The sequence below is a fragment of the Paraburkholderia diazotrophica genome (genome assembly GCF_038900755.1).
Lineage (GTDB): Bacteria > Pseudomonadota > Gammaproteobacteria > Burkholderiales > Burkholderiaceae > Paraburkholderia > Paraburkholderia diazotrophica_A.
Window position 1 is genome coordinate 1 of the sequence record NZ_JBBPEN010000006.1, and the last position, 24316, is coordinate 24316.

Annotated in this window: 19 protein-coding genes and 1 pseudogene; 15 read left to right on the forward strand and 5 right to left on the reverse strand. The window is 61.6% G+C overall.

Annotated features, from left to right (window positions below; translation table 11 throughout):
- From AABE10_RS19550 to ppk2, 8 genes and pseudogenes are all read left to right on the forward strand, one after another.
- Positions 1–133 (forward strand): annotated as a pseudogene (locus AABE10_RS19550) (ectoine hydrolase DoeA); the annotation flags it as partial.
- Positions 134–137: 4 nt separating this feature from the next.
- Entirely contained in the window at positions 138–1178 is a 1041-nt protein-coding gene (gene doeB / locus AABE10_RS19555; protein WP_342934913.1) for a N(2)-acetyl-L-2,4-diaminobutanoate deacetylase DoeB, read from the forward strand.
- A gap of 15 nt (positions 1179–1193) precedes the next feature.
- Positions 1194–1682, forward strand: coding sequence for an Lrp/AsnC family transcriptional regulator (locus AABE10_RS19560; protein WP_342935257.1), 489 nt, complete (start codon positions 1194–1196; stop codon positions 1680–1682).
- A gap of 161 nt (positions 1683–1843) precedes the next feature.
- A complete protein-coding gene (locus AABE10_RS19565) occupies positions 1844–3349 on the forward strand; it encodes an NAD-dependent succinate-semialdehyde dehydrogenase (RefSeq protein WP_342934914.1) in 1506 nt (501 codons plus the stop codon).
- Positions 3350–3389: 40 nt separating this feature from the next.
- Entirely contained in the window at positions 3390–4787 is a 1398-nt protein-coding gene (locus tag AABE10_RS19570) for an aspartate aminotransferase family protein (RefSeq protein ID WP_342934915.1), read from the forward strand.
- 160 nt (positions 4788–4947) lie between these two features.
- The gene (gene ggt, locus AABE10_RS19575; RefSeq protein WP_342934916.1) at positions 4948–6681 is read left to right on the forward strand and encodes a gamma-glutamyltransferase; all 1734 of its coding nucleotides are present in this window, start codon (positions 4948–4950) and stop codon (positions 6679–6681) included.
- A gap of 100 nt (positions 6682–6781) precedes the next feature.
- A complete protein-coding gene (locus tag AABE10_RS19580) occupies positions 6782–7168 on the forward strand; it encodes a VOC family protein (protein WP_342934917.1) in 387 nt (128 codons plus the stop codon).
- A gap of 169 nt (positions 7169–7337) precedes the next feature.
- Positions 7338–8264, forward strand: coding sequence for a polyphosphate kinase 2 (gene ppk2 / locus AABE10_RS19585; RefSeq protein ID WP_342934918.1), 927 nt, complete (start codon positions 7338–7340; stop codon positions 8262–8264).
- 101 nt (positions 8265–8365) lie between these two features.
- Here the strand turns inward: ppk2 and AABE10_RS19590 are convergent, their stop codons facing one another.
- Entirely contained in the window at positions 8366–9955 is a 1590-nt protein-coding gene (locus tag AABE10_RS19590) for an inorganic phosphate transporter (protein WP_342934919.1), read from the reverse strand.
- Between the two features lie 272 nt (positions 9956–10227).
- Here AABE10_RS19590 and AABE10_RS19595 point away from each other — a divergent pair, with 272 nt between their 5' ends.
- Positions 10228–11169, forward strand: a complete 942-nt coding sequence (locus tag AABE10_RS19595) for a LysR substrate-binding domain-containing protein (protein ID WP_342934920.1) — start codon at positions 10228–10230, stop codon at positions 11167–11169.
- Positions 11170–11379: 210 nt separating this feature from the next.
- Positions 11380–12459: a diguanylate cyclase gene (locus tag AABE10_RS19600; RefSeq protein ID WP_342934921.1), complete on the forward strand. Its 1080-nt coding sequence runs from the start codon at positions 11380–11382 to the stop codon at positions 12457–12459.
- 99 nt (positions 12460–12558) lie between these two features.
- Here the strand turns inward: AABE10_RS19600 and AABE10_RS19605 are convergent, their stop codons facing one another.
- The 3 genes from AABE10_RS19605 to AABE10_RS36455 all read right to left on the reverse strand — a co-directional run bounded on the left by AABE10_RS19605 (position 12559) and on the right by AABE10_RS36455 (position 16431).
- Positions 12559–13626, reverse strand: coding sequence for a VTT domain-containing protein (locus AABE10_RS19605; RefSeq protein WP_342934922.1), 1068 nt, complete (start codon positions 13624–13626; stop codon positions 12559–12561).
- 122 nt (positions 13627–13748) lie between these two features.
- On the reverse strand, positions 13749–15764 hold the full coding sequence (locus tag AABE10_RS19610) for a bifunctional DedA family/phosphatase PAP2 family protein (protein ID WP_342934923.1): 2016 nt from the start codon (positions 15762–15764) through the stop codon (positions 13749–13751).
- Between the two features lie 301 nt (positions 15765–16065).
- A complete protein-coding gene (locus AABE10_RS36455; RefSeq protein ID WP_428983369.1) occupies positions 16066–16431 on the reverse strand; it encodes a hypothetical protein in 366 nt (121 codons plus the stop codon).
- 27 nt (positions 16432–16458) lie between these two features.
- On the opposite strand from AABE10_RS36455, the gene AABE10_RS19620 reads away from it, so the two are divergent.
- From AABE10_RS19620 to AABE10_RS19640, 5 genes are all read left to right on the forward strand, one after another.
- A complete protein-coding gene (locus AABE10_RS19620) occupies positions 16459–16896 on the forward strand; it encodes a histone (RefSeq protein WP_342935280.1) in 438 nt (145 codons plus the stop codon).
- A gap of 405 nt (positions 16897–17301) precedes the next feature.
- A complete protein-coding gene (aldA, locus tag AABE10_RS19625; RefSeq protein ID WP_342934924.1) occupies positions 17302–18726 on the forward strand; it encodes an aldehyde dehydrogenase in 1425 nt (474 codons plus the stop codon).
- A 146-nt stretch (positions 18727–18872) separates the two neighbouring features.
- Positions 18873–20195, forward strand: coding sequence for an MFS transporter (locus AABE10_RS19630; RefSeq protein WP_342934925.1), 1323 nt, complete (start codon positions 18873–18875; stop codon positions 20193–20195).
- Complete coding sequence (locus AABE10_RS19635; RefSeq protein ID WP_342934926.1) at positions 20196–21413, forward strand: mandelate racemase/muconate lactonizing enzyme family protein; 1218 nt, start codon at positions 20196–20198, stop codon at positions 21411–21413.
- A gap of 56 nt (positions 21414–21469) precedes the next feature.
- Complete coding sequence (locus AABE10_RS19640; RefSeq protein ID WP_342934927.1) at positions 21470–23146, forward strand: GMC family oxidoreductase; 1677 nt, start codon at positions 21470–21472, stop codon at positions 23144–23146.
- Positions 23147–23224: 78 nt separating this feature from the next.
- Here AABE10_RS19640 and AABE10_RS19645 read toward each other — a convergent pair whose 3' ends face one another.
- Positions 23225–23863 (reverse strand): YigZ family protein, encoded by a 639-nt coding sequence (locus AABE10_RS19645; RefSeq protein WP_342934928.1) that lies wholly within the window; start codon positions 23861–23863, stop codon positions 23225–23227.
- Between the last annotated feature and the right edge of the window lie 453 nt (positions 23864–24316).

The following is a 24316-nucleotide window of genomic DNA, read 5'->3' on the forward strand; positions in this document are numbered from 1 at the left end:
CATGACGTTCCATTTCATGCCGGGCCTGTGGCTCGACGACTGGGGACTCGAAATCACGGAGAGCATCCTGATTACGGAGTCGGGTGTCGAGACGTTCTGCAATACGCCGCGCAAGCTGTTCATCAAGGAGTAGTGCAATGCGGGCATCACCCATTCATGCCACTGTCGATTTCGAAGCGGACGGCGAACAGCACGGCTTTCTGAAGCTGCCCCATTCGCACGACGCGTCCGCGTGGGGCGCCGTGATGATCCCCATCACGGTGATCCGTCGCGGCGAGGGTCCGACCGCTCTGTTGACGGGCGGCAATCACGGCGATGAGTACGAAGGTCCGATCGTGCTGTCGAAGCTCGCGTCGACGCTGAAGGCGAGCGAAGTGACGGGACGCGTGATCATCGTGCCGTTCATGAACTATCCGGCGTTTCGCGCGGGCAGCCGCACGTCGCCGATCGATCGCGGCAATCTCAACCGGAGCTTTCCGGGCAAGCCGGACGGCACGGTGACGGAGAAGATCGCCGACTATTTCCAGCGCTATCTGCTGCCGCTCGCGGATTACGTGCTCGATCTGCACGCAGGCGGACGCACGCTCGACTTCGTGCCGTTCGCAGCCGTGCACGTGCTCGACGATGCGAAGCAGCAGGCGCGTTGCGAATCGGCGATGCGCGCGTTCGGCGCACCGTATTCGATGCGGATGCTGGAACTCGATAGCGTCGGCCTGTTCGATACGGCTGTCGAAGAAGCGGGCAAGGTGTTCGTGTCGACGGAACTGGGCGGCGGCGGAACGGCGACGGTAGCAAGCGTCGCCGTGGCCGAGCGCGGCGTGCGCGGCTTCCTCGCGAATGCGGGCGTGCTATCGACGGCGCCTGCCGACGAAGCCTCCGCGCGCACGACGACGTTGCTCGACATGCCCGACGGCACCTGCTACACGACGAGCGAGCACGACGGCCTGCTCGAATTGTGCAAGGACCTGGGCGACAACGTCGAAGCCGGCGAAGTGATCGCGCGCGTTCATGACGCGACGCGCACGGGCGCAAAGCCGTTCGAATATCGCGCGAAACGCAGCGGTCTGCTCGCCGCGCGGCATTTCCCCGGGCTCGTGCATATCGGCGATACGGTGGCCGTGGTGGCCGATATCGTCGAGCGCGGCATTCCCGTTTCGACGGCCGCCGCGAAAAAGTAGAGGCATGTGCCGATGATGAAACTCGATCGCTACGATCTCGCCATTCTTCGCATCCTCGCGCAGGACGGACGCATCACGAAGTCGCGTCTTGCGGAGGAAGTGAACCTGTCGATCTCGCCTGCGTGGGAGCGCGTGCGGCGGCTCGAAGAGAGCGGCGTGATTCGTGGCTATCGGACGGATATCGACTGGGCACGCGCATTCAAGGGCAGCCGCATCATCGTCGAGGTGACGCTTGCGCGGCATACGGCGCAAGACATGCGCCGATTCGAAGAGCGCGTCGCCGCCGCCCCCGAAGTGACGCAATGTCACGCGACGGGCGGCGGCGTCGATTACGTGCTGCACGTGATGTCGCGCGACATCGATCACTATCAGCGCTTCATCGATGCGCTGCTCACCGATGAACTCGGTATCGAGCGCTACTTCACGTATATCGTGACGAAGGTCGTGAAGAACGTGCCCGAGACGATGCCGGACTGGGCCTCGGATGCAATCGGCGGCGAATGAAGCCGTCGATGCAGTGCGAAAGGCGAAAACGGGCGGCAAAAAACTTCGCGTAACGCGGCGCTAAAACAGAAAAAACACACAGCGCCGGCGTGCCGAACCAAAAAAACACGATGCGTATCGCCCGTACAGTAACAGTCAGATAACGCACATAGGAGATCGTCATGTTGCTGGGTCATCCCGTTCTGTTCAAGTCGCTGTGTTACGTCGATGGCCGTTGGGTGCATAGCGAAACGGCATCCACGGTGGCCGTGCAGAATCCCGCGGATCAGGAAGTGATCGGCCACGTGCCGATGCTCGAAGCGCCGCAAATCACGCAAGCCGTCGACGCCGCGCAGCGCGCGTTCGAAACGTGGCGCTGGGTGCCTGTCGCGAAGCGCGCGGCATTGCTGCTGCGCTGGCACGAACTCGTAATGCGCCATCAGAACGATCTCGCGGGCATTCTCGCGCTCGAGCAGGGCAAGCCGCTTGCCGAGGCCGCCGGCGAAATCGCGTATGGCGCGAGCTTCATCGAATGGTTCGCGCATGAAGGCAAGCGCCTGAACGGCCGCACGATTCCGACGCATATCGACGGCGCGCATCTCGGCACGATGATGGAGCCCGTCGGCGTGGCCGCATTGATCACGCCGTGGAATTTCCCGAACGCGATGATCACGCGCAAGGCGGCGGCTGCGCTGGCAGCGGGTTGCACCGTCGTCGTGAAGCCCGCGCACGAGACGCCGTTCTCGGCACTCGCGCTTGCGCAGCTCGCGGAAGAAGCGGGTTTTCCCGCGGGCGTGTTCAACGTCGTGCTCGGCGAACCGCAAATGGCGATGGAAACGCTGGTGCGCGATCCGCGCGTGCGCACGGTGAGCTTTACGGGCTCGACGCGTGTCGGCGGACTCGTGATGCAGGCCGTCGCGCAAAGCGGCATCAAGAAGACGGCACTCGAACTGGGCGGCAACGCGCCGTTCATCGTGACGGAAGACGCCGATCTCGAACAGGCGGTGCGCGTCGCCGTGGGCGCGAAGTTCCAGACGTCGGGACAGGACTGCTGTGCGGCGAACCGCATTCTGGTTGCGCGCCCGGTTTACGACGCATTCGTCGAGCGCTATGCGCAAGCCGTGCGCGCGTTGAAGGTCGGCTCGGCATTCGAAGCGGGCAGCGAAGTCGGTCCGCTGATGCATCAGGCGGCGTTCGATGCAACGGTGCAACGCGTCGAAGATGCGCGGGCAAAGGGCGCGCGCATTGTCGCGGGCGGCGCACCGCATGCGCGCGGCGGATGGTTCTTCGAGCCGACCGTCGTTGCCGATGCAGGCAAGGGCATGCGCATCTATGATGAAGAGAACTTTGCGCCCATTTCCGCCGTGTCGCCGTTCGACACGCTCGACGAAGCGATCGCCCGCGCGAACGACACCGAGTACGGCCTCGCTGCATATCTTTGCGCAAAGGATCTGAACACGGTGTTCCAGGTGATTCGTCAACTGGACTTCGCGATGGTCTCCGTGAACGGCGTGAAGTTCACGGGCGCGCCGATTCCGTTCGGCGGCATGAAGGCATCGGGCCTCGGCCGCGAAGGCGGACTCGAAGGTTTCGAGCCGTTCGTCGAAACGCGTTACTACTGCCTCGGTCAATTGGGCTTGCCCGTCGCCGACGCTGCTTCTTGTGCTCATCGGCCGCACGCCGCTTGAGACCTGTCATTCAACTATCGATCAGAAAACGGAGTTTCCCATGACCCAGCTCGATCAACTGTTTAGCGCGGACCGCGCGCATTTCATGCACCCGTCGACGCACGCTCACGACCACGCGAGCGGCGCGCTGCCCGGCCGTATCGTCACGGGCGCGAAGGGCATTCGCATCGAAGACCATCAGGGCAAGTCGTTCATCGACGCGTTCGCCGGCCTCTATTGCGTGAACATCGGCTATGGCCGCACGGAAGTCGCCGACGCGATTTACGAGCAGGCCAAGAAGCTCGCGTATTACCACACGTATGTCGGCCACTCGACGGATACGATCATCGAGTTGTCGTCGCGCATCATCGACTGGTCGCCGAAGGGCATGAAGAAGGTGTACTACGGCATGTCCGGCTCGGACGCGAACGAAACGCAGATCAAGATCGTGTGGTACTACAACAATGTGAAGGGCCGCCCGAACAAGAAGAAGATCATCTCGCGCCAGCGCGGCTATCACGGCTCCGGCATCGTCACGGGTAGCCTGACGGGCCTGCCGAGCTTCCATCAGCATTTCGATCTGCCCATCGAGCGCGTCAAGCATACGGTGTGTCCGCACTGGTATCGCCAGGCGCCCGCGGGCATGAGCGAAGCGCAGTTCGTCGACTATTGCGTCGAAGAACTCGAGAAGCTGATCGCGAAGGAAGGCGCGGATACGATCGCCGCTTTCATCGCCGAACCCGTGATGGGCACGGGCGGCATCCTGCCGCCGCCGGCCGGTTACTGGCCCGCGATCCAGAAGGTGCTGAAGAAGCACGACATTCTGCTGATCAGCGATGAAGTGGTGTGCGGCTTCGGACGTCTGGGCTCGAAGATGGGCGCGCAGCATTACGGCATCGAACCGGATCTGATCACCGTCGCGAAGGGCCTGACGAGCGCGTATGCGCCGCTGTCGGCCGTGATCGTCGGCGAGAAGGTGTGGGATGTGATCGCCCAGGGCTCGCAGGAACATGGCCCGATGGGACACGGCTGGACGTATTCGGGGCATCCCGTTTGCGCCGCTGCCGCGCTCGCGAATCTCGACATCCTCGAGCGCGAGAACCTCACGCAAAACGCGGCCGACGTCGGCGGCTATCTGCTCGCGCAGATGCATGCCGCGTTCGACTCGCACCCCCTCGTCGGCGAAGTGCGCGGCGCAGGCATGCTGGCTGCTCTCGAATTCATGGCGCATAAGGAAGAGCGCCGTCCGTTCGATGCCGCGTTGAAGGTCGGTCCGCGCGTGTCGGCTGCCGCGCTGCAACGCGGGCTGATTGCGCGTGCGATGCCGCACGGCGACATTCTCGGCTTTGCGCCCCCGCTGATCACGACGCGCGCCGAAGTCGACGAGATCGTCTCGCTGACCAAGGCCGCCGTGGATGAAGTCGCATCGCAGGTACTCAAGGACGCGGCCACGGCATAACAGCGTCGCCGCTGAATTGCAATTGGCGTAAGCGAGTGCGAGAGCGGCCCCATGCACGACGAGTGCATGGGGCCGCTTCGCATTTGTGCGCATTGCGTGTTATAAGCCCAAAGACAGGCTTTTCGTTCCTGAACCGGAAGAATGTCTTTGGAGACACGCATTGAAACTAATCGATAAAGCAAAGTTCTCTACAACAGCCCTCGCAGTGGCCGGGCTTTTCGCAACATCAGCGGGATTTCTCGAATCCGCGCCGGCCTACGCCAAGGCCCCTCCCAAACAGAAAGCCGTACTCGATGCATCGGCCGTGGCCGTCGCGGACAAGTACAGCGCCGATGCCGCCGAGCAGATCTTCAAGGAAGGCGGCAATGCCGTCGATGCGGCCGTTGCGATTGCGTTCACGCTGGCTGTCACGTATCCCGAAGCGGGCAATATCGGCGGCGGCGGTTTCATGACGCTATACATGAACGGCAAGCCGTATTTCATCGACTATCGCGAGCGTGCGCCGCTTGCCGCGACGCGCACGATGTATCTCGACGAACAGGGCAACGTCATCAAGGGCAAGAGCCTCTTTGGCGCCGATGCCGTCGGCGTGCCGGGAACAGTTGCGGGCATGTGGGAAGCGCAGCATCGCTTCGGCAAGCTGACGTGGAAGCAGGTACTGGCGCCCGCGATCAAATACGCGCGCGATGGATTCGAAGTCGACGAGCAGCTTGCGCAGCGCCGCGAAAATGCCGAAAAGGACTTTGGCGGCAAAACGAATTTCGACACCTATTTCGGGAATCTGAAACAGGGCGTCAATTTCAGGCAGCCGGATCTTGCGGCCGTGCTGACGCGCATTGCGAACCAGGGCGCGCGCGAGTTCTATAACGGCAAGACGGCCGATCTGATTGCCGCGTCGATGAAGAAGGACCACGGCCTCATCACGAAGCGCGACTTGCAGGAGTACAAGGCCGTTTGGCGTCAGCCCATCCAGGCGAACTGGAACGGCTACCGCGTGATCACAGCGCCGCCTCCGAGCTCGGGCGGTATCGGCCTCGTGCAATTGCTGAAGATGAAGGCGGACCGCAAGGACGACTTCAATAACGTGGCGCTCAATTCGCCGCAGTACATCCATCTGATTTCGGAAATCGAAAAGCGCGTGTTTGCGGACCGCGCGCAATACCTTGGCGATCCCGACTTCTACAAGGTGCCGGTTACGCAACTGACCGACGACGCGTATATCGCAAAGCGCGCATCGGAAGTCAATCCGGGCACACCATCGGACACGAAGAGCGTGCAGCCGGGGCTGGGCACGTCGATGCCCGAGAAGGCGGAGACGACGCATTTCTCGGTGGTCGACAAGTGGGGTAACGCCGTCTCGAACACGTATACGATCAACGGCTATTTCGGTTCGGGCGTCGTGGCGGAAGGCACGGGCATCGTGCTGAACGACGAGATGGACGACTTCGCGTCGAAGCCGGGCGTGCCGAACATGTTCGGCGTGGTGGGCAGCGATGCGAACTCGATCGAACCGAAGAAGCGTCCGTTGTCGTCGATGACGCCGACCATTCTGACGAAGGACGGCAAGGTGTCGCTCGTGATCGGCACGCCGGGCGGATCGCGCATCTTCACGTCGATCTTCCAGGTGATCAACAACGTGTACGACTTCAACATGCCGCTGAACGAAGCCGTTGCCGCGATGCGTTTCCACCATCAGCTGCTGCCTCCGAACACGATTTTCTGGGAGCCGTACAAGCCTATCGATGGCGACCTCGCGAAGCAGGTCGAAGCGAAGGGTTACACGTTGCAGGCACAGAACTTCAATGGCGACATTCAGGCAATCAAGATCAACGGAGAGACGCCGCAACCCGTATCCGACCCGCGTGGACGCGGTGTGACGCGAGTGATACCGTAACAGCGTGACGTGCATCGGCACGTCGTGTCGATTCGCTTTGCAGCGGGCATCGCCGGAATGGCGTGCCCGCTGTTTTCACTTTCAGCAGCGGGAGAGAGCGATGAATCAGCCGGTCTCACAGAACGATGCCGCCGAACCGCGCTTCGAAGGATTGAGCGCCGTGACGCTGGCGACGCACGACATGCAGCGCGCCGTTGCGTTTTATCTTGCACTCGGGTTTCCGCTTTCTTATGGCGGACCGTCCGAAGCATTTACGTCGTTTGCATTCGGCGGCACTTATCTGAATCTGATCCTCGACACGCGGGGGCCTGTTCTATGGTGGGGACGGGTTATCGTTCACGTGTCCGACGTGGACGCTGTCTATCGCAACGCGCTTGCGGCGGGGTTCACGCCACAGGCCGCGCCCGCCGATGCGTCATGGGGCGAGCGGTACTTTCATATCTGCGATCCCGATGGACATGAGATCAGTATTGCAAAGAGGCTTTAACACTTTTCGTCTGCCGCCACGCAACTGCAAGGGAAGCGGTTGCTGGCGCGCTGTCGGGCGCAACGGCAGATGGAGTAATATGAATGACACCCACGATCGCCACAATCACAAGAGCCCACGCGCAGAGTAACCCCCTTCCGTGGAATGGAAGAAACCAGGAGCCACTGTGATGAAGGAATCCGAGCAGGAATATGACGGCGCGTCGCTCGCCGCCCGGCAGCGCCGTTTCGAAGAAGACCTTGTCGACGCGTACGACGAGGAACTGGAAATGGAAGTGGACGACCGCATTCTCGACGGCTCGGAGGGCTTTACGCCCGAGGCACGCGAAGCCCGCAAGCACTATTTCCGCGAATTGTTCCGGCTGCAAGGAGAGCTCGTCAAGCTCCAGGACTGGATCGTCAAGACGGGACATCGCCTCGTCGTGATCTTCGAGGGCCGCGATGCGGCCGGCAAGGGTGGCGCGATCAAGCGCATCACGCAGCGGCTGAATCCTCGCGTGTGCCGCGTCGCCGCGCTGCCTGCACCGAACAACCGCGAGCGCACGCAGTGGTACTTCCAGCGTTATGTGAGCCATCTGCCCGCAGGCGGCGAAATGGTGCTGTTCGATCGTAGCTGGTACAACCGCGCGGGCGTCGAACGCGTCATGGGCTTTTGCAACGACGACGAGTACGAAGAGTTTTTCCGCTCAGTACCCGAATTCGAAAAGATGCTGGTGCGCAGCGGCGTCCAGATCCTCAAGTACTGGTTCTCCATCACCGACGAAGAACAGGAGATCCGCTTCCAGGCGCGCATTCAGGACCCGCTCAAGCAATGGAAGCTGAGCCCGATGGACCTCGAAAGCCGTCGGCGTTGGGAAGACTATACGCAAGCGAAGGAAGTGATGCTGCAACGCTCGCATATCCCCGAGGCGCCGTGGTGGGTCGTGCAGGCCGTCGACAAGAAGCGCGCGCGCCTGAACTGCATTCATCACCTGCTGAGCCAGGTTCCGTATCACGAGATCGAACACCCGTCGATCCAGTTGCCGGAACGCGTGTATCACGACGATTACATTCGACAGCCCGTGCCGTCGTCGATGATCGTGCCGGAAATCTATTGATCGATGCCCTGTTTATAGGCCCTGTTCATGGGCCTCAAATGAAAAGCGCGGCTTGTTTAGCCGCGCTTTTTTATTCGCCCTCTCGGGCGAATGGCCGTCGATCAGAACGTATGCCGGAACACCCAGTACAGGCACGCCGACAACGCAATCGACGCCGGCAGCGTCAACACCCATGCCAGCACGAGGCTGCGCACGGTGGCCCATTGCAGCCCCGAGCCGTTTGCAGCCATCGTGCCCGCAACGCCCGACGACAGCACGTGTGTCGTCGAGACGGGCAGGCCGTAAACGTCGGCGGCCCCGATCGTCACCATCGCGACGAGCTCGGCCGACGCGCCCTGGCCATAGGTCAGATGCTGCTTGCCGATCTTCTCGCCCACCGTCACGACGATCCGCTTCCAGCCCACCATCGTACCGAGGCCCAGTGCAATCGCCACCGCGACCTTGACCCATGTCGGGATGAACTTCGTCGCGTGATCCATCTGCTTCTTGAAGTTGTCGATTGCTTTGGCGTCGTCCGGTGCAAACGCGGGCTGCTTCGCTTTTTCCATCAGACGGATCGCCTCGGACGCCACATACATGTTGTTGCGAACGTTATCGACCACGTCTTGCGGTACGTTCGCCATCGAACCCGATGCGCCGACCTGCTGGCCGATCTGTTCCGACAGCTTTTGCAGCGCGGGCACTGTCGCGGGCGTCAGTTGACGCGTGCGCACATAGTTCTCCACTTCGGCGCGCGGCGTGGCGACGGGCGGCGCATTCTCGGTCGCATACTTGCTGAGCGTAGTCGATGCCTGTTGTGAAACGGCGAGGAACGTCTGCGTTTCGGTTGCGTTGACGGCCTTGTTCAGCGCATACGCCGTCGGCACCGTGCCGATCAGGATCAGCATGATGAGGCCCATGCCCTTCTGTCCATCGTTCGAACCGTGCGCGAATGAAACGCCCGTGCAGGTCAGGATCAGCAGCGCGCGAATCCAGAACGGCGGCGGCTCTTTGCTCTTCGGCTCGGAATAGAGTGCCGGCACGCGCACGATCGCCTTGAGGATCAGCAGCAGCAGCGCTGCCAGCAGGAAGCCGACGACGGGAGAAAACAGCAGCGATTTGCCGACACCGAGCGCTTGCGCCCAGTCGACGCCGCTCGTGCCGTTCGGGCCGTGCAGCATCTGGTTCATCAAGCCGACGCCGATGATCGAGCCGATCAGCGTATGTGAACTCGACGACGGCAAGCCGAACCACCAGGTGCCGAGATTCCAGATGATCGCGGCGATCAGCAGCGCGAAGACCATTGCAAAGCCGGCGCTGCTGCCCACCTGCAGAATCAGTTCGACGGGCAGCAATTGAAGAATGCCGAATGCGACCGCGCCCGTCGATGTCAGCACGCCAAGAAAATTCCACGCGCCCGACCAGACGACGGCCACGCTGGGCGTCAGCGAGTGGGTATAGATGACGGTTGCGACCGCGTTTGCCGTGTCATGGAAGCCGTTGACGAATTCGAAGCCGAGCGCGATCAACAGAGCAACGCCGAGAAGCAGATACGGAACGATCGAACCCATGCGCACGGGTTCGAGGTCGCCGATCAACTGGAACGCGCAATAGATGGCGCCCGCGACGAGCGCGATCAGGAAGACGGCGACGCCTAAATTGCGGTTTTTTGCGGTTGCAGTACCTGGTTGCGGATATGAGAGTTCCGGCATGGCCTGGGCCTCGGGGGAAGGTTCGGGGGGATTTACGATGCTGCAAGGCCAGTATGTCTGTACGATGACAACCCCGTGACGGATGCTGCCCCTTAACGTTTATGCCCTGAATCAAGGGGTTTTCTAGCGGCGATGCGCGCTCTTGCGCACATGCGATGTTGTGTAGTGCCTTAAAAGAAGGCTGCGAAGAAGAGCGTGTCGGCCCGAACGCTAAAATGCCTGATTGACCGCCCTTGGCGGCCTTTGAGAAAGAGACATCCTTGAAAAGAAAAATGCCAGCGCTCAATGCGCTCAAAGCCTTTGAAGTCGCCGGCCGCACCGGCAGCTTTACGCGCGCCGCAGAACTGTTGAATGTCACGCAAAGCGCGGTGAGCCGTCAGGTGCGTCAGCTCGAAGAACAGCTTGGCGAATCGCTGTTGCAGCGGCGGCATCATCATCTCGACCTGACGGCGTCGGGCCGTGTGCTCTTGCAGGCTCTACAGCATTCATTCGACAAAATCGAATGGACCGTGCGCAGCATTCAGGAGAAGACACATCTCAATCGTCTGCGGATCAATGTGCCGCCCACGTTTGCAAGCCGCTGGCTGTTACCGCGGCTCGGCCGTCTGCGCGCGGATCGGCCGGAACTCGAACTGAGCCTGTCGACACGTCTCGAAGACGATCTCGCCGAATCGAGCGTACTCGACTGCGCGATTCGCTTTGGCAACGGCGAATGGGAAGGGCTCGACAATGTGCTGCTGATGAACGAGCAGCACATCGCCGTGTGTTCACCCGCACTGCTCGCGCGCCAGGCGGGAAGCTCGGGCATCGACCTCAACCAGTTCACGCTGCTGCACGTATTGGCAAGCGACAACCAGCGCTATCTGACCTGGCAGCACTGGCTGAAAGCGGCGGGCATCGAGGGCGTCGATACGTCGGGCGGCTTCGAGTTCGATCTGCTCGATCACGCGATTCGCGCAGCCATCGACGGCCTCGGCATCACGATCGCCGATCGTCATATGATTGCGCAAGAGCTTGCCAATGGACAGCTCGTGCAAGTGTTGAACGTGCATGTCGATGGGCACCAGTCCTATTGGTTCGTGACGCGGCCCGAGCAAGGCGAGCTGCCGCATGTGGCCGTCTTTCGCGACTGGCTGCAGCAGGAAGTGTGGCTGACGCAGCGCAGCTTCGAAACATCGGCGGCATCAGCCGTGCCGCTGATAAGCGGCCATTGACCACACTCAGGCTCGATCGCTTCTTGTGGGAAAACAACACACGCGCGCGACAGAAGCGCTTCCACCCGTCAAAGGGACGCATTGCACGCGGCGGCACTGGTATTATTTTTATATCAATCCATGACGTTGCGTCTGCATTGAAACTCCAGGCACCACGCGCAATGACCATCGCGCGTGCCTGAATTCCCGTAGTCACTTGCTCAGAGAGCGATGAAGTTGGCAACGAATAGCAAGGTCGCGCAAGGGACACGCTTTGTCGAGCGCATCTACCGCTTGCGCATGGCCGGGCTCGGACTTGGCTTCTTCTGCGTCGCTTCCGTATTCGCGCAACAGCATCGCGGCTTCTTGCTGTGGGCGCTGCTCGTGTTTCATGGTTTCTTCTGGCCGCACGTCGCGCGGCGCGCCGCGCTTGCGTGTGCCGTGCCCTCTCGCGGCGAGCGCGTGAACCTGATCGTCGACGCGCTGCTGGGCGGCTTCTGGGTCGTCGCGATGCAGTTCAATGCGCTGCCGAGCGTGCTGATTCTCGTGATGCTCAGCATGAACAACATTGCCGCCGGCGGTCTCAGGCTATTTGCACGCGGCGTGGCTGCGCATGTACTCGGCTTGATCGTCGGGCTTGTCACGCTGGGCTTCGTCTTTGCGCCAATAACGCAGATGCCGGTCATTCTCGGGTGCCTGCCGTTTCTTTTCGTTTATCCGCTCGCATTGGGCTTGACGAGCTACCGCCTGTCGCTCGAGCTTGCGCAGCGCACGCGGGAACTGGAACGTCTGAGCCGCACAGATGGCCTGACGCGCCTGTGGAACCGGCGGCACTGGGAAGGTCTGCTCGCCGACGAGTTCGAGCGATGCCGCGAGAACCGCTACGCGTCATGCCTTCTGCTGATCGACCTCGATCATTTCAAGCGCATCAACGATACGATGGGCCATCCTGCCGGCGACGCCGTGCTACAGGCATTCGCGGATCTGCTGCGCCGCCATTTTCGCGCGGGCGACAGCATCGGGCGCTACGGCGGCGAAGAATTCGGCGTCGTGCTGCCGGGCGCGACGCTGCGCGAGGCGCACGCCGTCGCGAAAGCGCTGGTGCAGCGCGTGCGCGAGAAGTGCAAAGACGCATCGGCGGAATGCCCGTGTACGATCAGCGTGGGCATCGCCCAACTCACCGACGATCTATCCGACTATCACACGTGGCTCCTCGAAGCCGATCGCAGCCTGTATCAGGCGAAGGCGACGGGGCGCGACCGGATCGTTGTCGGCGGACTTGTACCCGCGCAGGAAGTCGCGCGCGGCTAAAGCGGCGCGGGCCATGCTAACGGGGGATCAAGAAACACGCGCCTAAAGAATGGTGCTCAGGCAAAGCGCTTTTCGCGTACACACACTTGCACGCGCGATTCAGGAAACGGCGCCCCTCGGCGCAATACCGCGAAGCGTGATGCCGCGCTCTTCGCGCTGCGCGCGGCTCTTTTCGCGTGTGGGAAGCGCGACAATCTCTTCCTCGGCGCCCGAAGGCTCGACCGCATAGCCGCGCCGCTCCCACGCGTCGAGTCCGCCTCTTAGCGCGCGAACCCGCGTGAAGCCTTTGCTTCGCATATGCTGCGACAGCGCTTTCGCCGTGACATCGTCGGCGCAAACGCAATAGACGACGACATCGCGCGCAAGTAGTGCGGCATCGACGGTGCCGGGTGAATTGATGTCGAGTGGCAACGCGCCTGGAATGCACTGCGGCGCGCGCGCTTGCACTGCTTCGGGGCGGGCGTCGAGCACGATGGGCGGCTTGTCGGCGTGCATCATTGCATCGAGCTGTTCGGGCGAGATGGGCGCAAGCGACAGCGGCTGTTGCAACCGCCAGCGCTGGAGGAGGCGGAACGCCAGATAGACGATCGCGATTGCGAACAGCACATCGACGATCGTCCAGCCATGAGCCCGCACTTCGAAAATCAACAGGCTGAGCTGATGCTCGAATATCGCGCCGCCGAGCAGCCAGAACGTCGCCCACGCGACGATGCCCGCGGCATCCCACGCGAAAAAGATCACGGCGCCGACGCGCGTCGTACCCATCAACGGCGGCGTGATGATCGCAAGCCCCGGCACGAACTTCGACACCGACACGATGGCCGGGCCAAAGCGAACGAAGAGCGCGCGCGCTTTGCGCATGCGCATTTCAACAGCGGCCGACAGCCGGGCGAGCGCGCGGATCAGCCGTCGGCCGAGCAGGCGGCCCGCGAGGAACCATGTGCCGTCGCCGATCAGCGCGCCTGCGAGCGCTGCTGTCAGCACATGCCAGAACGACAGATGGCCATTCGCGATGGCCGTCCCTGCAAGCAGCAGAACGGGCACGGCGGGCACGGGAACACCGAGGCGCGTGAGCAGCACGTTCGCGAAAACGACGGTTGCGCCCCAGGTAGATATTGCCGACGGGTGGAACTCGACCAATTGCAGCGACTCCTTGGCGCTTTGCATCGCTCGTCTCGCGTTGCCTGCCGCGCGGTTCACGTCGGCAGCGGCTCATTGTTGCACGGCTGGACGCATCGCGCGTATCGAGCGTAAGGGGCGCGAAGCCGAAGCGAAAAAGATACGCAAGACTAGCGCCGGTTCGACGCAAGCAGTGTGACAGGGATGTCGGTGCATCCGATGCTGCGCGAGATCTCAAGCTCTCGCCACTCGCCATCGCGCGATTTCGATGAGATGAGCGGTTCGAGTTGCCGGTCGGTGCGCAATACGTTGAAGGGCCACGATGGCCTTAGCAGCCGTTCGTGTACGAGCGAGCCGAGCCAGATCGGCGTGGGCGCGATGTCGTCGCGGCGCGCAACGGCATAGCCCGTGCGCCAGAAGCGCAACACATCGCGTTCGTCGCGGCGATCGCGCTGTTTGCTGAAGACGAGCAGCGACGGTTCGCCGTCGTTGAGCTTGGGCAAAACGGGCAGATCCATCGCGGGCACATCGGGGGACACCAGCGAAAACAGGCTCCGCGCATTGAAACGCGTGCCCTCCAGCCAGCCGCGGCTGCGCAACTGCGCGACGATCTGCTGCGGATCGGCTGTCCATTGCAACGTGATCGGCTCGCGCCGGTCGCCTTCCATATCGGAGCGATAGCAGGGAAAGATCTTCCACAACGAGTCCGTCCATTGCGCTTGCGTCACGACGATAGGCGGCCGCTCGCGCATCGGTCTCGGCGCATCCGGCTGGCGTCCCAAGCCGATCTGCAAGCCCACGCTCGCGCACAGCACCACGAGCAGAATGGCAGGCATCGCTTCGCGCAACGGCGGTGTTTCAGGGTGCCGCCATACGGCCGTCAGCGCGACCACGGCCACCCACACGGCAGCGAACGCTGCGCCGCCCACGGCATCGGAGAACGCGAAGCGTCCCGAGTACAGGCCCGCGAACGCGATGACGATCACGATCAGCGTAGCAAGCGCCGTGACGGCGATGCTCGTCAGCATGCCGACTCGCCGCGCGACCACGAACGCGAGAAAGCCGTATACCGTGACGCTTGCCGCAACGTGATTGCTGGGAAACGCGTAGAGATCGGGTTGCGTGGCGGCAGGCGGCGCATGATGGACGATCACCTGGATCGCGAAGATCAGCAGTTGCGAGAACAGCACGGCAATGAGCCAGTAGATGAGCGTGCGCCAGCGCTTCTCATAGGCCATCAAGATGACGGACGTGATGACGAGCGCCATCAGCGTGGGAATGCTGCCCAGTGTAGAAGCGCGCGCAAGCGCTTCGTCTATCCACGGCGCGCGCGACGATTGCAGGAAGCGATAGACGGACATATCCACCTGAACCAGCGGATCGCCTGCCACGACGTCCTGCATGACGCCAAAGAATATGCCCGCGCACAACAGCACGAACAACGAAATGCCGACGAGCAGGCCGATGGCTTCGCGTTCGGGATCGACGATGCGATAGATCAGCCGGCCGTATGGTGCTTCATGATGGCGTGCCCAGTTCAGGATGCCCTGGCGCGATGCGCTGGCCCATGCACGCGCATGCGAGACCACCACGCGCATGATCCAGAAGCAGCCCCACACGAGGGCGACGACGATCGCCAGCGCCGCGACGAGGCGGAACGACACGGCGCCCGCCAGTTGGATCGATGCGCCGAACACGACGCCGGGCAGAATGTGCGCAGGTGCCCATAGCAATGCCGAGAGCAGATTCATTGCGTAGAAGCGCGCGGGCGGCATTTCGAGCATGCCCGCGACCACGGGCACGACGGCGCGCAGCGGCGCGGCGAAGCGCGCGAAGACGACGCTCTTTGCGCCGTGTTTGTCGAAGTGCTTCTGGCCGCTTTCGAGCAGGCCCGGATGCGTGCTGAAAGGCCAGAGCCTGCCAATTCTGTCTTTATAGCGGCGGCCGATCCAGTAGCTCATTCCGTCGCCCGCGACGGCGCCCGCAATTGCGCACGCGAGCAGCCAGCCGAGATTCAGCGTGCCCGTGCCGACTAGCGCGCCCGCGATGAACATCGCCGTGCTGCCGGGCACGAACGTGCCGACGATCGCGACCGCTTCGAGAAAGGCCGCAAGAAAGACGACGATCAACGTCCATGCCGTATGGCCTGCAAGCAGGTGCAGCAACTGGACGTACGCGTGCTCCATCGATTTCTCCGGGTATTGAAGCTGCTATCCAAGAGCATGGCGACGCAGCACGGTGACGCGCGTGGCGCGCAATTCGTTCCATGAAAGTCTACCAGTGTGCTCATGCCGGACGCAGACATGCGGCTACGCATCGCGAACAGGATATGGAGACTCAACGTTCGAAAGCCATCGCTTATTCTCGCGACTCGCAAAGCCGCCTCGATGTTCTTTAAAGCGTGTCAAAGCCAGGCTTGCTGGGCGGGTGTTACAACCCTTATGCGAGTCTTAAGGGCGAAAGCCTTATAAATACACAGCGATTGTCTTATTCACGCTTCAAAACCATAGCGCTTCTAAGCAATTCCGTGGCATAGTCGGCCTTGTAATTCAAAGGGAGGCAATAATGGCGACATTGGAATCTATCCAGGCACGTATAAAGAAGCTGCAAACCCAAGCCGAAGCGATCGTCACCCAACGCGCTCAGGGCGCGCTGGACCAGATCCGCGAATTGATGATCAAGCACGGTCTCACGACGGAGGATATCGAACGGCGTGCAAAGGCTCGACGCGATCGCGCGAATGCGGAGCGTCTCGGTCTTGCCGGCGGCAAGGCAAAGTCGGCGACGGCCACGAAGGGCAAGCTGCCGCCCAAGTATCGCGATCCGAAGACGGGGGCGACGTGGAGCGGTCATGCGCGTCCGCCGGCATGGATCAAGAACGTGAAAGACCGCAGCAAGTTTTTGATCGATCCGGCTGAGGCTGTTTCTGAACCGGCTGTGACCGTCAAGGCGGCTGCTAAAAAGACAGTTGCAAAGAAGGCAACCGCAAAGAAAGCAACCGCAAAGAAAACGGCGGCAAAGAAAGCAGTGACAGCGAAGTCCGCGGCGGGCAAGGTCGCGAAGAAAGCGTCCGTCAAGACTGCTGGCAAAAAGACAGCAGCCAGAAAGACCACTGCAAATTCCGCCGCGCCGACGGCTGCAAAGAAAGTGGTCGCAAAGAAAGCGGTCGCCTGGAAATCCACCGCAGCCAAAGCGCCCGCAAAGAAGGGCGTCGCGAGAAAAGTGAGCGCGAAGAAGGCGCCCGTGAAGACCGTGGAGCCCGTCGTTGAAACGCCGGCGGCAGTGCAGGCGCCCGCCGAGACAACCGGCCAGGCTTGAGCCGCGCGTCCGACGCGGAACACTTCGATACGACCCGGCCGGATCTCGCGAGGTCCGGCCCTTTCCCCTGGCGCGGTGCATCAACCGCCGCGCCGTCACTCGCAGCCAGCGCGATGCCGGCTCGCTCGACGGCAGTTCTGCCGTTTTCCGCGTCCTTAAAGCAGCAGTCGAATAGACGCATTTCCACACATCCGTCCGATCCATTGGCGCATCGTTCGTCTGGGCGTCAATTCGCACTATAAACATGAGTTTTTCGAATGCTTACGGGTCGAAATACTCGCTTGCGCGTCGTAATGGCGCAGAGAAGAATCCGGTCATGCGCCGGTTGCACGTTTCGAATCGCTTTAAAGCGCTTCGAATGGCGGCCGGTAACGTGCTTTGCGCACGCGTCACGAGGCAAGGACCATGCGACTCGACCGGAATTTCGTAAGCGGCCAGTTCATCGAACCCGCAACCGACGAACTCATCTCCGTCTATAACCCCGCCAACGAGGCGTTGATCGCGCAGATATCGGGCGCGTCGCGCGAAGAGGCGATCGCCGCCGTCGATGCGGCCGCTGCCGCGCAGAAGCACTGGCGCAAATTGCCTGCCGCTGAGCGCGCCGCGTATCTGCACCGACTCGCGGATGCATTGACCGACTGTGCGCCCGCCATCGGCGCAGCGCTTGCGCAGGAGTCCGGCAAGAGCGTCGCCGATGCCACGAACGAAGCCGTCTACGCCGGCCAGATCACGCGCTATCACGCGGAGTGGGCGCGCCGCATCGAAGGCGAAGTCATTCCGAGCGACACACCCGACGAAAATCTCGTGCTGCATCGCGAGCCGATCGGCGTGGTCGCATGTTTGATTCCGTTCAATTACCCGGTCTATACGTTGATGCGCAAAGTCGCGCCGGCCCTGATCGCGGGTAATACCGTCGTCGTGCGTCCGAGCAACAACACGCCGACCTCCGCATTCGAAATCGCCAAGGCCGTCGCTCGCGCCGAATTGCCGCCGGGCGTGGTCAACATCCTCGCGATGAGCCACGCGACGGCCGAGGCGGTGTGCACGCATCCCGCCGTCGGCATGATCACGCTGACGGGCAGCGTCGGCGCGGGCCGCAAGGTACTCGACTATTGCAAGGCGAACATTGCGAAGCCGTCGCTGGAACTCGGCGGCAAGACGCCTGCGATCATCGAGCCGGATGCCGATCTGGAGAAAGCCGCGCGAGAACTCGTCGGCTCGAAGACCACGCATTGCGGCCAGCTTTGCACGGCCATCGAACGCGTTTATGTGCATGAGAGCGTGCACGACCGTTTCGTCGCGCTGCTGAAGCAGCGTATGAGCGCCGTGAAAAGCGGCGACCGCAGCGTCGATGCTTCGCTGATGGGCCCGCTCGTCAACGACGCATCGCGCCAGTCGATTCACGCAATGGTCCAGCGCGCGATTGCGGACGGCGCAAAGCTCGAGACGGGCGGCGTGATGCCCGAAGGCAAGGGCTTCTTCTATCCGGCGACGCTGTTGACGAATTGCCGTCAGGAAATGGAGATCATCCAGGAAGAAACCTTCGGCCCGATCATGCCCGTCGTGCGCTACAGCACGCTCGACGGAGCGCTGCAAATGGCCAACGACCATCAATTCGGACTTTCGTCGGTGATTTACACCGAGAACTACCGCACGACGATGAAAGTCGCCAACAACATCGAAGCCGGCGAACTCTACGTGAACCGCACGCCCGCCGATCCGTATCAGGGCTTTCATGCAGGCTGGAAGCGCTCGGGCCTCGGCGGCGACGACGGCAAGCACGGCATGCTCGAATTTACGCAGACGCGTCTCGTCGTCATGAAGTACTGATCCTGTCAAAGCGCATTCCGCGCAAGCGGGTGCGCTTCTTCCTTAACAGCAGCAAGCATACGCTGCGCTGCATTCATAACAACATCTGGAGACACGACGTCACGGCGCATGCCGTGCTCCTCGCGCGTCTCCACAGGAGCACCTCAGTGGCAAGCCCATCTCTGCAAACGGACGTCTCGGCACGCCGTTCCAACGCATCGATCGTTCAGTCCGCCAGCAACGCGCAACGCTATGTGCAATTGCTGCTGCTCGTCATTGCAGCCGGTGCAATCTATCCGATTCTCTATTTGCGCCAGGTCTATCAGCCGACGATGCTGGAAGTCTTCCACATCAGCGAAAGCCAGCTTGGGTATCTGTATTCGATGCTCGGCACGATCTTTCTGCTGAGCTATCTGCCGAGCGGCTGGCTCGCGGATCGCATCGCGCCGCGCGTGCTGATCAGCTTTTCTCTCGTTGCAACGGGCGTGCTTGGCCTGCTGTATTCGACTGCGCCGTCGTTCGACCTGCTGCTGCTGATTTTCGGCGGCTGGGGGCTGTCGACGGGCCTGACATTCTGGGCGGCCGTGATCAAGCGCGTTACGCTGATCGCCGGTCACGACGAGCAGGGCCGCTTCTTCGGCTTTCTCGACGGTGGCCGCGGACTCGTCGAAGCGATGCTCGCGACGATCGCGATCACGCTTTTCGCGTGGCTCACGCAGACGAAGGGTGAACCGGCTGCCGTCGGCTTCCGGTTTGTCGTCTATATGTATGCGTTCCTTTGCATCGGGCTTGGCGTGCTGCTCGCGCTCGTCAAGGACCCTTCGTCGCAAGCGGAAGAGGTGATCCGCGCGCAAGCCGAAAAGCGCAGCAACGTGGTCGCCGATCTGCTCACGCTCGCGAAGATTCCGGAGCTGTGGCTCGTCGCGGCGATCGTCTTCTGCGGCTATCAGGTGTTCTGGGCGACCTATAGCTTCTCGGCTTATCTGCACGAAGGCGAGATCGGGCTGTCGGTGGTGATGGCGGGCACGATCACGACGCTCAAGCTGTGGATGCGTCCCATCGGCGGGATTGGCGGTGGTTTTCTCGGCGACCGCTTTTCGAAAGTGACAGTGCTGATCATCGCGCTCTTTCTTGCGTCGATTTCGCTGATCGGCCTGATCTTCGCGCCGAAAATCAGCAGCCACGTGCTGCTCGTCTTCCTTGTGCTTTTTATCGGCGTGCTCACTTACGCGATTCGCGGACTCTACTGGTCGCTGCTCGACCGCTGCAATGTGCCCGTGCAAACGATGGGCCTCGCGATCGGCCTGATCTCCGTGCTCGGCTATTCGCCCGATGTGTTCCTGCCGCTCGTCAACGGCTATCTGACGCAGACGTTCCCGGGCGTGCACGGTTATCAGATGTACTTCGGCTATGTGGCTGCCGTGTCCGCCGTCGGCGGTTGCGCTGGTCTCGTGCTGCGCAATATGCTCAACAGAAAAGAAGGTGCGTAAATGAAAGTCGTCTCGCTCGAAACGCATGTCGTTGCCGTACCGCCGCCGCATATCGGCGGCATGTACTGGATCTTCGTCAAGATCAAGACGGATTGCGGCATTGAAGGCGTCGGCGAAATCTATTCGGCTTCGTTTCATCCGAATGCGATGACGCACGTCATCGACGATGTGTTCACGCGCTATCTGCTCGACAAGGACCCGCATCATATCGAACGCCTGTGGCGTGAAGCGTATTCGAGCGGGTTCACGCAGCGTCCCGATCTGACGATGATGGGCGTCGTGAGTGGCCTCGAAATGGCGTGCTGGGACATCATTGGCAAGGCGGCGAACAAGCCGGTGTACGAGCTGCTGGGCGGCCGCGTGCACGAGCGCCTGCGTTCGTACACGTATCTGTACCCGAAGAATCGCCGCGGCGAGTACGACTATGACGATCCCGATCTCGCCGCCGAATGCGCAGCCGAAAACGTCAAGCGCGGCTTTACGGCCGTGAAGTTCGATCCGGCCGGGCCTTATACCGCTTACTCGGGCCACCAGTTGTCGCTCGAAGTACTGGACCGTTGTGAAATGTTTTGCCGCAAGGTGCGCGAGGCCGTGGGCAGCAAGGCCGATCTGCTGTTCGGCACGCATGGGCAGATGGTGCCGTCGTCGGCGATCCGCCTCGCGAAGCGCCTTGAAAAATTCGACCCGCTGTGGTTCGAAGAGCCCGTACCGCCGGGACAGGACGATGCAATGGCGCAAGTCGCCGCGCACACGAGCATTCCCATCGCGGCAGGCGAGCGCCTCACGACAAAGTATGAATTCTTCAAGCTGCTGCAAGCGGGCGGCGCGTCGATTCTGCAATTGAATGTGGCGCGCGTCGGCGGTTTGCTCGAAGCGAAAAAAGTGGCGAGCCTCGCCGAAGTGCATTACGCGCAGATCGCGCCGCATCTGTACAACGGACCGATCGGCGCTGCGGCGAGTATTCAGTTCGCCACGTGTACGCCAAATTTCCTGATCCAGGAAAGCATCGGCACGTGGGGCGGCTTCCACGCTGAAATCCTCAAGACGCCGATTCGCTGGGAAGACGGCTACATCATTCCGTCGACGGAGCCGGGCCTCGGCGTCGAGTTGAACATGGAAGTCGTGCAGCAGCACACGCCGTACACGGGTACGCGTCTGCATTTGCAAATGGCATCACAGCCTTTTGACGTGAAAGATCTCGCGCCAGCCAAAGGCTGAATGCACGAACGGGCCTCAACGTATTCCACGTATGGACGCCTGCGGGCGGATAAAGCATGAACTACGACTACATCATTGTCGGGGCGGGATCTGCGGGCTGCATTCTCGCGAACCGGCTGTCGGCGTCGGGCGAGTACTCGGTGCTATTGCTGGAAGCGGGGCGCGCGGACGATTCGTTCTGGTTCAAGATTCCAGTCGGCTTTACAAAGACGTACTACAACGAAACGTATAACTGGATGTACTACAGCGAGCCTGAGAAGGAACTCGACGACCGTTCGCTGTATTGTCCCCGCGGCAAGGTGCAGGGCGGCTCCGGCTCGATCAATGCGATGATCTACGTGCGCGGCCAGGCGCGCGATTACGACGACTGGGCGCAAGCGGGCAATGAGGGCTGGTCGTATCGCGACGTGTTGCCGTATTTCCGCAAGCTCGAATCGCATCCGCTCGGCGACACTGAGTATCACGGCGCGAATGGGCCCATCAGCATTTCGCCGATGAAGGACGCCGCGCATCCCATCTGTCATGTCTTTCTCAAGGGCTGCGAGCAGGCGGGCTATCGACGCACGGACGACTTCAACGGCGCGCAATTCGAAGGCGCGGGCATTTACGACGTGAATACGCGCAATGGCCAGCGCTCGTCGAGCAGTTTCGAGTACCTGCACCCGGTGTTGAACCGGAGGAACCTGACCGTCGAGCGCGAAGTACTCGTCACGCAAGTACTGTTCGACACGAACAGGCGGGCGACAGGCGTCGTCGTGAAGCAGAATGGCGGCACGCGTCAATTCACTGCGAAGCGCGAAGTGATTCTGTCAGCAGGAGCCGTCGATACGCCGAAGCTGCTGCAACTGTCGGGTGTCGGCGACCGGACGCTGCTCGAACAGCATCGGATTCCGCTCGTGCACCATCTGCCTGCAGTCGGGCAGAACCTTCAGGATCATCTTTGCGTAAGCTTCTATTACCGCGCAAACGTAAAGACGCTGAATGACGAAATGCGGCCGCTCATCGGCAAGATCAAGCTCGGCTTGCAGTACATGTTGACGCGCAAAGGGCCGCTCGCGATGAGCGTGAATCAGTCCGGCGGTTTTTTCAAAGGCAGCGACCGCGAGGCATTGCCGAACTTCCAGCTCTATTTCAATCCGCTCTCTTACCGCATTCCAAAGAGCAACAAGGCGAGCCTCGAACCGGAACCGTATTCGGGCTTTTTGCTGTGCTTCAATCCATGCCGTCCGACAAGCCGCGGCTCGATTCAGATCGCGTCGAACCGCGCCGAAGATCCTGCGAAGATTCGCATCAACGCGCTGACGACGCAAAAGGACATCGACGAGGCTGTCGAGGGTTGCGAGCTCGTGCGCAAGATCATGTCGACGCAGGCGCTCAAGGGCATCACCGTCGAAGAGATTTCACCGGGGCCGCAAGTGAACGATCGCGCGGGCTTTTTGCAGTACTTCCGCGCGCAGTCCGGCTCGATCTATCACCTATGCGGGTCGTGCGCGATGGGGCCCGACGATGGAACGTCGGTGGTCGACGAGCGTTTGCGCGTGCATCGCATATCGGGCTTGCGCATCGTCGATGCGTCGATTTTCCCGAACATCACGTCGGGCAATATCAATGCGCCGACGATGATGGTCGCCGAAAAGGCCGCAGACATGATTCTCGAAGACGCGCAAGCGGGCGGCGCGCAAGTGCGCGAAGTGGCACAGTCGATGGTTGCCGCTGCCGCGCACCAGGCATAATTGAAGAGGCTGGCGGCCGCGTGTACGGAATGGTTTTCCGGCGCGCGGCCGCTTCGTTTTTGATCTCGCGAATCGCGCTCAGACGTCTTCTGGAAAGACGGCGCGGCCTTGCGTCATGTCGCGCAGTGCTTCGCGCGCGGCGTCGATGGCGGTGATGGGCATGCGCATCGTCAATTGCACGCTCATTCCATAGGCGCTTGATTCGAGCGTGTGATTTTCCTGTTCGATCCAGCGGCGCACGCGTGCTTCGTCGGGATAGCCGATTTCGACGCTCAGCGACGCGAGCGCGATCCGCTCGACGCGCGGCGCGTCATGCAGCGCGGTCGCGATGGCGTCGGTATAGGCGCGCACGAGGCCGCCCGCGCCCAGCTTCACGCCCCCGTAGTAGCGCACGACGGCGGCCAGCACGCCGTCGAGGTCGTGGTGACGCAACACTTCGAGTATCGGGCGGCCCGCCGTGCCGGAAGGTTCACCGTCATCCGACATGCCGGACTGGCCGCCCGCGAGAAGTGCCCAGCACACGTGCGTGGCAGTGGGGTGCTCCGCGCGCAGGCGCTGTAATTCTGCCATCGCGGCGTCACGGTCGGCCACGGGAATCGCGTAGGCAATGAAGCGGCTTTTGCGGATTTCGAGTTCCGCGTGAAGCGTCGAGGGCAGCGTAAAGGTCGGCAAAGCAGGTTGCGAACGGTGATTTAAAGGCGCGGGTGCGTCCGACATATTAACGGATGTGCGAGCACGGCCTGTCTTTTAGCGGACTCGCTGCTCGCATTTTGACGCATGCGGAAAGAGTCTATTGTTCACTTGCATGATGACGCGACAGCAGCGCGAGCCGATAATGCATCGCATGACGGATCTAGCTCTGGCTGGAGCGATGCCGGACTCCTCATCCGGTGATCCGTCTGTCCTTCTCTTTCGACGCGGCGAATATCGTCGGGTGCCGGCGCTAAAATCGCGTTCCCGCCGTGCAACCCGCAGCGTAGCCGTAGTTACTGCCGGCGCCCGCGCAACCGAAAATCCCACAAGCGGAAAGCAGCGTGCTGACGATTGCCACTATGGCGATGAGTTGGAAGCGTGATTTCATCCTGTGCTCGTCACGGTAATTCCGCTTCGCGTCATCGTCGCCATTGAATCATCATGGGACCACTCGAAGCCGCCCCTTTGCCCCATTCA